Below are 8,558 nucleotides of genomic sequence, written 5' to 3'. Positions count from 1 at the left end.
CCCAACATGTGTTTTCGCTGAAGTCATTCACCGTCATATGCCTGAAGTTGATATTTACAACTACAAAGGCGGCGTGATTGGTAACACGGTACAAGCCATGCTTGCGACGGCTTATCCGAACGGTGAGTTCCCGGCTCTGAATGATGCTTCTCGTACAATGGGCATCACAGACATGGGTGTTCAGGTTGCAGTCAGTGTTTACAGTAAGCACTACTCTTCAGCTGAGGGTGTTGACCAAAACATTCTTGGTATGGCGAAGATTCAAGACGCAGTATGGATGCACCCATGTGGTCTTGAGTTATCTAAAGCATACGAAGCGGCTTCTGCTGAAAAAGAAATCGGCATGCCTTTCTGGCCAAGTGTTGAATTGAACGAAGGCCCTGAAGGTCACAACGGCGCGCAAGGTTTTATCCGCATGCAGGATAAGAAAGGCGACGTTTCTCAGTTAGTGATGAACTACGGCCAACACGGCATGGGTCACGGCAACTTCGATACGCTGGGTATTTCTTTCTTCAACCGCGGTCAAGAAGTACTACGTGAATACGGCTTCTGCCGTTGGGTGAACGTTGAGCCAAAATTCGGCGGTCGTTACCTAGATGAAAACAAATCTTACGCACGTCAAACGATTGCTCATAATGCAGTAACCATTGATGAAAAATGTCAGAATAACTTTGACGTTGAGCGTGCAGACTCAGTACACGGCTTGCCTCACTTCTTTAAAGTAGAAGACGAGAAAATCAACGGCATGAGTGCATTTGCTAACGATCACTACCAAGGTTTTGACATGCAACGCAGCGTGTTCATGTTAAACCTTGAAGAGCTTGAATCTCCGTTATTGTTAGACCTATACCGTTTAGATTCTGAGAAGGGCGGCGAAGGTGAGCACCAATTTGATTACTCTCATCAATATGAAGGTCAAATAGTTCGCACTAACTTCGAATACCAAACGAACAAAGAGTTAAACACACTAGGCAGCGACTTCGGTTATCAACACTTATGGAACGTAGCAAGTGGTGAAGTGAAGGGCACAGCACTGGTAAGCTGGCTACAAAATAACACGTACTACACTTGGCTAGGCGCAACGTCTAACGACAATGCTGAAGTTGTCTTTACTCGCACTGGTGCTAACGATCCAAGCTTCAACCTACGTTCAGAGCCTGCATTCATTTTACGTAGCAAAGGCGAAACAACACTGTTCGCTTCTGTTCTAGAAACGCACGGTTACTTTAACGAAGAGTTCGAACAATCAGTAAATGCTCGCGGCGTTGTGAAAGACATCAAGGTTGTAGCGCATACAAACGTCGGTTCAGTCGTCGAAATCACCACAGAGAAGTCAAATGTGACAGTGATGATCAGCAACCAACTTGGCGCGACTGAGAGCACTGAACACAAAGTAGAACTGAACGGTAAAGTATACAGCTGGACAGGCTTCTACTCAGTAGAAACAATTTTAAACCCAGAATTAGCAAGCACAGCAGAGCAGGGGAAATAATAATGAGCTATCAACCACTTTTACTTAACTTTGAGGAAGCAGCAGAGCTTCGTAAAGAACTTGGCAAGGATAGCCTTTTAGGTAACGCACTGACTCGCGATATTAAACAAACTGACGCTTACATGGCGGAAGTTGGCATTGAAGTTCCAGGTCACGGTGAAGGCGGCGGCTACGAACATAACCGTCATAAGCAAAACTACATTCACATGGATCTAGCGGGTCGTTTGTTCCTTATCACTGAGGAAACAAAGTACCGTGATTACATCGTTGATATGTTAACTGCGTACGCGACGGTGTACCCAACACTTGAAAGTAACGTAAGCCGTGACTCTAACCCTCCGGGTAAGCTGTTCCACCAAACGTTGAACGAGAACATGTGGATGCTTTACGCTTCTTGTGCGTACAGCTGTATTTACCACACCATTTCTGAAGAGCAAAAGCGTCTGATCGAAGACGATCTTCTTAAGCAAATGATCGAAATGTTCGTTGTGACTTACGCACACGACTTCGATATCGTACACAACCACGGCTTATGGGCTGTGGCAGCGGTAGGTATCTGTGGTTACGCAATCAACGATCAAGAGTCAGTAGACAAAGCGCTTTACGGCCTGAAACTAGACAAAGTAAGCGGTGGTTTCTTAGCGCAACTTGACCAACTGTTCTCGCCAGACGGCTACTACATGGAAGGTCCTTACTACCACCGTTTCTCACTACGTCCAATCTACTTGTTCGCAGAAGCGATTGAACGTCGTCAGCCAGATCTTGGTATTTACGAATTTAACGATTCAGTGATCAAGACAACGTCTTACGCGGTATTTAAAACGGCATTCCCAGACGGTACATTGCCAGCTCTGAACGATTCATCGAAGACGATTTCTATTAACGATGAAGGCGTTATTATGGCAACGTCTGTGTGTTACCACCGCTATGAGCAGACTGAAACTTTACTTGGTATGGCTAATCACCAACAAGATGTTTGGGTCCATGCTTCAGGTAAAACGCTATCTGACGCTGTCAATGCAGCAGACGACATCAAAGCATTCAACTGGGGTAGCCTGTTTGTAACGGACGGCCCTGAAGGCGAAAAAGGCGGCGTAAGCATTCTTCGTCACCGTGACGAACAAGACGACGACACGATGGCGTTGATTTGGTTTGGTCAACACGGCAGCGATCACCAATACCACTCTGCACTAGACCATGGTCACTACGATGGGCTACACCTAAGCGTATTCAGCCGTGGCCACGAAGTGCTGCACGATTACGGCTTCGGTCGCTGGGTAAACGTTGAGCCTAAGTTTGGCGGTCGTTACATCCCAGAGAACAAGTCTTACTGTAAGCAGACAGTTGCTCACAACACAGTAACGGTTGATCAGAAAACACAGAACAACTTCGATACGGCATTGGCTGAATCTAAGTTTGGTCAGAAGCACTTCTTCGTAGCAGACGACCAGTCTCTGCAAGGTATGAGCGGCACAATTTCTGAGTACTACACCGGCGTAGACATGCAACGCAGCGTGATTCTTGCTGAACTTCCTGAATTCGAGAAGCCACTAGTGATCGATGTATACCGCATTGAAGCTGACGCTGAGCACCAGTACGACCTGCCCGTTCACCACTCTGGCCAGATCATCCGTACTGACTTCGACTACAACATCGAAAGCACGCTGAAGCCGCTAGGTGAAGACAACGGTTACCAGCACTTATGGAACGTTGCTTCAGGCAAAGTGAACCAAGAGGGCTCTCTGGTGAGCTGGCTACATGACAGCAGCTACTACAGCCTAGTAACCAGCGCGAATGCGGGCAGTGAAGTAATCTTTGCTCGCACTGGTGCTAACGATCCAGACTTTAACCTTAAGAGTGAGCCTGCGCTTATCTTACGTCAGTCTGGTCAAAACCACGTGTTTGCTTCTGTACTAGAAACGCATGGTTACTTTAACGAGTCAATCGAAGCCTCTGTAGGCGCTCGTGGTCTGGTTAAATCAGTGTCTGTTGTGGGCCATAACAGTGTCGGGACTGTTGTTCGTATTCAGACTACTTCTGGTAACACTTACCACTACGGTATTTCAAACCAAGCTGAAGACACGCAGCAAGCAACTCACACTGTTGAGTTCGCGGGTGAGACATACTCGTGGGAAGGGTCATTTGCTCAACTGTAAATGATCAACACACATACCGTTTAACGATGGTGTGTGCTGATGTGGTGCTTTGCGGGAACGAAGCGCCATATCATGTTCGATTGTAAGGGTGTTCGCATCTAAGTAACTGAACGAAATTAATGTCGATGACAAAGAATATCGGAAATAAGTCAAACCGAGTAACTCGTTGTGAGTTGCTCGGTTTTTTTATGCGTGTAGGAAAGAGGCTGATGTAATTTGGGAAGGGGATCTCATTTAATAATCTCTGGCGGTTAATGAATTGCGCTTCTAAAGGTGTATCTTTTTTCCATGGTTTTTCGAGGCTGTGCTGGTGGTTTTCATACCGATACAGAGAGGGTTAGTTTTGAGTACGGATTTATGAGTGATTTAAGATAACGTTTCTCACAGGATGTTTTTTAAATCTCTGATTATAAAAATTTGCAGGTTGTGATTCGTTTGGATTTTACTCAATTGGCTGTAGGTTGAAATACTGTTATAGTGGTCCTTAAATAATACATAAACATAACATATAAAATAAGTGAACTTATGGTTACCACTTTTAATTCAATTTCGGGCTCGAAGCGCAGCCTGCACGTGCAAGTAGCGCGTGAAATCGCTCGTGGAATCTTGTCTGGCGAACTGCCACAAGGTTCTATTATTCCTGGTGAAATGGCGTTGTGTGAACAGTTTGGTATCAGCCGAACGGCACTTCGTGAAGCAGTTAAACTATTGACCTCTAAAGGTCTGTTAGAATCCCGCCCGAAAATCGGTACTCGTGTAGTGGATCGCGCATACTGGAACTTCCTTGATCCTCAACTGATTGAATGGATGGACGGCCTAACCGACGTAGACCAATTCTGTTCACAGTTCTTAGGTCTTCGCCGTGCGATTGAACCTGAAGCGTGTGCACTGGCGGCAAAATTTGCGACCGCTGAGCAACGTATCGAGCTTTCAGAGATCTTCCAAAAGATGGTCGAAGTGGATGAAGCTGAAGTGTTTGACCAAGAGCGTTGGACAGACATTGATACTCGGTTCCATAGCTTGATCTTTAATGCGACAGGTAACGATTTCTACCTGCCATTCGGCAATATTCTGACGACCATGTTCGTTAACTTCATCGTGCACTCTTCTGAAGAGGGCAGCACATGTATCAATGAACACCGCAGAATCTATGAAGCAATCATGGCTGGTGATAGTGATAAGGCACGAGTTGTTTCTGCGGCACACTTGCAGGATGCCAACCACCGTTTGGCGACGGCGTAATAGAAATAATCTAGAGCGTAGATGAGTCACTTCATATAGAGATGAACAGCATTACGCTCAGATAAACGACTTAAAAGGGTATGCCAAGTGCATACTTTTTTGTTGTCTACCGTTTACGAAAATTGGCTGCTTTCATGTATGAAAAAAGCCAGAGACTGTTGTCTCTGGCTTTGAGTTCTTTGAATATTATAGCTTAAACAAGCGGCTAATCATGATGTTCGTAAGTTTGCTTTTGTTTCTGCTTTTTCTTCATTTTTAACGTTGAATAAACCGAGAATACAGCTAACACGATGAACGCGAGAGCAATAGGGCGCTCATAAAGGAAAGACCAACTGCCATCGTACATCAGCAGTGATTTCCTAAGGTTTGTTTCTGCCATTGGCCCTAAGATGATCGCAAGCAGAATTGGTGAAGACGGAATATCCAGTTTAGTTAAGATAAAGCCAAGTAGACCGAAACCGATTGCAATACCCACATCAAACATCGAGTTGTTAATTGCGTAAGCGCCGACAATTGAAAGGAAGACAATGATTGGAATCATGATGATCTTCGGTACTTCAATGATACGGCAGAAGAAACGAATACCCAGTAAACCAATCACTAGCATCACAAGGTTAGCAACCAACATCGAGCTGAATACGCCATAAACCACTTCGGGGTTTTGGGCAAACAGCAGAGGCCCCGGTGTTAAACCTTGAACAATGAGTGCGCCTAAAAGAACCGCTGCCACAGCATCCCCCGGAACGCCAAGTGTTAACAATGGAACTAACGAACCACCCGTTACACCGTTGTTTCCAGATTCGGCTGCTGCTAGACCTCGTACTGATCCTCTACCAAACTCTTCGGGATTTTTCGATGAACGTTTTGCTTCGTTGTAACAAACGAATGCCGAAATATCAGCACCAGCACCCGGTACAGAACCGATGGTTGTTCCCATCAAACCACTTTTTATTGCGGTTGGTAGCATTTCTTTAAGGTCGCCTTTGCTCAATAATTTGTGGTCAAACTTCGGCGCGACGACTTTCTTTTCAGAGAACAGTTTCTCTAGCTGGTTTAATGCTTCAGATAGAGCGAACAAACCAATCAAAACAGGGATGACATTGATTCCGCTGTAGAGATCCATGATGTCAAAAGTAAACCTTGGCACACTGCTGATTGGGTCGAGCCCAACGGTAGAAACCAGTAGTCCAATCGTACCCGCAAGTAGCCCTTTAAAGATGTTGTTCGAAGAAACGCTCGCAATGATAGTTAAACCAAACAGAGCAAGTGCGAAGTACTCTGGAGCATTAAAACGAAGTGCAAAGGTCGCTAATTTAGGCGCAATGGCAATAAGGACGATAGTACTGAGTAACCCGCCAATGAATGAAGCAACAGCCGAAATACTTAATGCTCTTGCTGCTTGTCCTCTCACAGCCATGGTGTGGCCGTCGAGTACACTTGCTGCAGACGCTGGTGTCCCTGGTGTTTTAAGTAGTATTGCGGCAATAGAACCACCGTAAATGCCACCAATGTATACACCAATTAACATCACGAGGGCTGACGTCGGTTCCATGCCAAAGGTAAACGGAAGGAGAATCGCAACGCCCATCGTCGCCGTTAGACCGGGTAGTGCGCCTAAAATTACGCCGCCCAGTACACCAAAAACAAGGACAGGTAGCACTGCAAAACTCACAGCGGTTGCGAGACCATCGATTAGATATTCAAACATTATGACCTCCTATGACCAGGTTGCTTCAGGAAGCGCGATGTAGAACACCTCGCCAAACAAATAGTAAACCGCAAACACAAAGACAACGGCGACAACGTAGTAGATTGGCTTCTTAACTTTGAAGTAAACGAGGTAGAACATAAAGGCAATCAAACTCGCGTAAAGGTAGCCAACCACACTGATGAGTAATGCGTATCCAATAAGAAAGGCCACGCCGAAGATCGACATCTTGCTTATCATCGCTTCTTGTTGTTCTGGAACACCTTTGAGTTTGTGCTGAACGATGAGAACAATACAGATAGCAATTTGAGCAATCACAATCATCATCGGGAAGAATTTTGCATCAACACTTGCATCTTGATACATCGGACGATCAAACTGAGTAATCAACGCGAGTGCTATTGCGCTTAGTATGATGATTATGGAAGGGAAAACGACATTCCGATTTAAGTTGGCGTTAGACATAGAATTTACCCCTAAAAAGTAAAGCAAGGGAAAGGTACATACCGATAAAAAAGGCACAACTGATCGTTGTGCCTCTGGATGAATGTTATTGAATTAGTTCAGTAAGCGATTTTGTATCTTCGGAAACGAACGTAGTGAAGGCTTTATCGTCAAGGTTGTGGATAGTCATTGCGCCTTTTGCCATGAAAGACTTGAACTCTTCACTTGCCATTGCTTCATCAAATACCGCACCTAGTTTCTCGATGACTGCATCCGGCGTATCTTTTGGAGCGCCGATACCACGCCATGTTCCTGTTACTACATTCAATACCTTGCTCTTTCAAAGTAGGAACATCGGGAATGTACTGAATACGTTCTTCAGACATGACACCTAATGCTTTTAGTTGGCCTGAACGAAGTTGAGCGATAGCTTCACCCGGTGTCACCATGGTTACGTCTGTGTGGTGGCCCAGTACTGCAGGAATCGCTTCAGATGCACCGTTATAAGGGATAGCGTTGAGTTTAATATCTTGGTCTTTTTCAAGAGACATTAAGTAGAAGTTTGGCGCAGCGGTTGAAGCAAATTTCACGCTACCAGGTTTTTCTTTGGCTTCTTTAATCAGATCATTAATGGTGTTGTATGGGCTATCGGCTGCAACTAATACGACCGCTGGGTCGAGGTTTACTAAGCGAATGAGTCTAAAATCGTCTGCGGTATGGCGCATCAAACCCATTTGAGGGAGCGAAGCGATTTCACGAGTGACTACTGTCAACGTGTAACCATCAGCGCGCTGCTGAGCACCAAAGCTCATACCTACGGCACCCGCACCACCCGTACGGTTCATGATTGAAATGTTTTGTCCTAAAATGTCTTTCGCACTATTTGCAAGGGTACGGCCAACGGCATCTGTACCGCCGCCCGCGCCAAATGGGACAACTAAGCGAATGTTTTTGCTCGGGTAGTCTGCTGCAATCGACGTTGCAGAAACAAGTATGCCAGCTGCCAGCATGATGGATTTCAATAATTTACTCATAGTAAGTTCCTTCTGTTTCTAATTATTAGCGATATGTTTTTGTAGGGTTTTCTGCTTTTTCTGTTTGGTATTCGTGCATTGCTAGCTGTTCAATAGCTACCGCTATCCAGCCACTGATCAGCATGTCATACCATTGTTGTACGCCACTGCAGGCAACAACCACGTTTCCGTAAACAAACGAACCATAAAACAGTAAGTCTTCGTCACGTAATGAAGATGGGTGTTGAGAATGAAGTGTTAGATTGCTTGTCGATTCTCGCCATGCTTGCTGAGCTTTCTTACGAGCAAGGTGATCAAACTTGATAGTCCAGTTATCAGGGGTTCCCAAAGACTCTTCATAAAGAATGGCGTCTTCGAAAGAGGCTTCCCATGGCTTGAGGTGTGGATTCATAACGACAATATGCAGTTCTTTTCTATTGGTTCTTTCAAACAGCTTGTCGATAGAGGGTTTAACGATATCGATAGCATCTTGAGTGATATCT

General features: G+C 45.3%; 6 protein-coding genes and 1 pseudogene. 3 read left to right on the top strand and 4 right to left on the bottom strand.

What is annotated here, in order from left to right:
- From AB4496_RS11235 to AB4496_RS11225, 3 genes are all read left to right on the top strand, one after another.
- Positions 1 to 1,492 (top strand): heparinase II/III family protein (locus tag AB4496_RS11235; protein WP_372130977.1); only part of this gene is annotated, 1,492 nt, incomplete at its 5' end.
- Positions 1,493 to 1,494: 2 nt separating this feature from the next.
- Positions 1,495 to 3,648, top strand: a complete 2,154-nt coding sequence (locus tag AB4496_RS11230) for a heparinase II/III family protein (protein ID WP_102257333.1) — start codon at positions 1,495 to 1,497, stop codon at positions 3,646 to 3,648.
- Between the two features lie 525 nt (positions 3,649 to 4,173).
- Positions 4,174 to 4,890 carry a FadR/GntR family transcriptional regulator gene (locus tag AB4496_RS11225; protein ID WP_102257332.1) on the top strand — a complete coding sequence of 239 codons (717 nt, stop codon included), beginning with the start codon at positions 4,174 to 4,176 and terminating at the stop codon, positions 4,888 to 4,890.
- A 205-nt stretch (positions 4,891 to 5,095) separates the two neighbouring features.
- Here AB4496_RS11225 and AB4496_RS11220 read toward each other — a convergent pair whose 3' ends face one another.
- The 4 genes and pseudogenes from AB4496_RS11220 to AB4496_RS11205 form a co-directional block, all read right to left on the bottom strand.
- Positions 5,096 to 6,598: a tripartite tricarboxylate transporter permease gene (locus AB4496_RS11220; protein WP_102257331.1), complete on the bottom strand. Its 1,503-nt coding sequence runs from the start codon at positions 6,596 to 6,598 to the stop codon at positions 5,096 to 5,098.
- 9 nt (positions 6,599 to 6,607) lie between these two features.
- Positions 6,608 to 7,063 carry a tripartite tricarboxylate transporter TctB family protein gene (locus AB4496_RS11215; protein WP_029222392.1) on the bottom strand — a complete coding sequence of 152 codons (456 nt, stop codon included), beginning with the start codon at positions 7,061 to 7,063 and terminating at the stop codon, positions 6,608 to 6,610.
- Positions 7,064 to 7,148: 85 nt separating this feature from the next.
- A pseudogene (locus tag AB4496_RS11210) lies at positions 7,149 to 8,076 on the bottom strand (tripartite tricarboxylate transporter substrate binding protein).
- Positions 8,077 to 8,101: 25 nt separating this feature from the next.
- A partial coding sequence (locus AB4496_RS11205) for a hypothetical protein (protein ID WP_372130975.1) occupies positions 8,102 to 8,558 on the bottom strand: 457 nt, incomplete at its 5' end.

The organism is Vibrio sp. 10N.222.46.A1 (genome assembly GCF_041473595.1).
GTDB lineage: Bacteria > Pseudomonadota > Gammaproteobacteria > Enterobacterales > Vibrionaceae > Vibrio > Vibrio tasmaniensis_A.
The sequence above is the reverse complement of the archived record's forward strand: the minus strand, read 5'-3'. Positions and strand labels throughout refer to the sequence as shown.

What these genes read in the sequence shown, in the direction of transcription:
- AB4496_RS11215 (WP_029222392.1), bottom strand. Translation starts at nt 7,063, where the DNA reads ATGTCTAACGCCAACTTAAATCGGAATGTCGTTTTCCCTTCCATAATC.
- AB4496_RS11220 (WP_102257331.1), bottom strand. Translation starts at nt 6,598, where the DNA reads ATGTTTGAATATCTAATCGATGGTCTCGCAACCGCTGTGAGTTTTGCA.
- AB4496_RS11230 (WP_102257333.1), top strand. Translation starts at nt 1,495, where the DNA reads ATGAGCTATCAACCACTTTTACTTAACTTTGAGGAAGCAGCAGAGCTT.
- AB4496_RS11225 (WP_102257332.1), top strand. Translation starts at nt 4,174, where the DNA reads ATGGTTACCACTTTTAATTCAATTTCGGGCTCGAAGCGCAGCCTGCAC.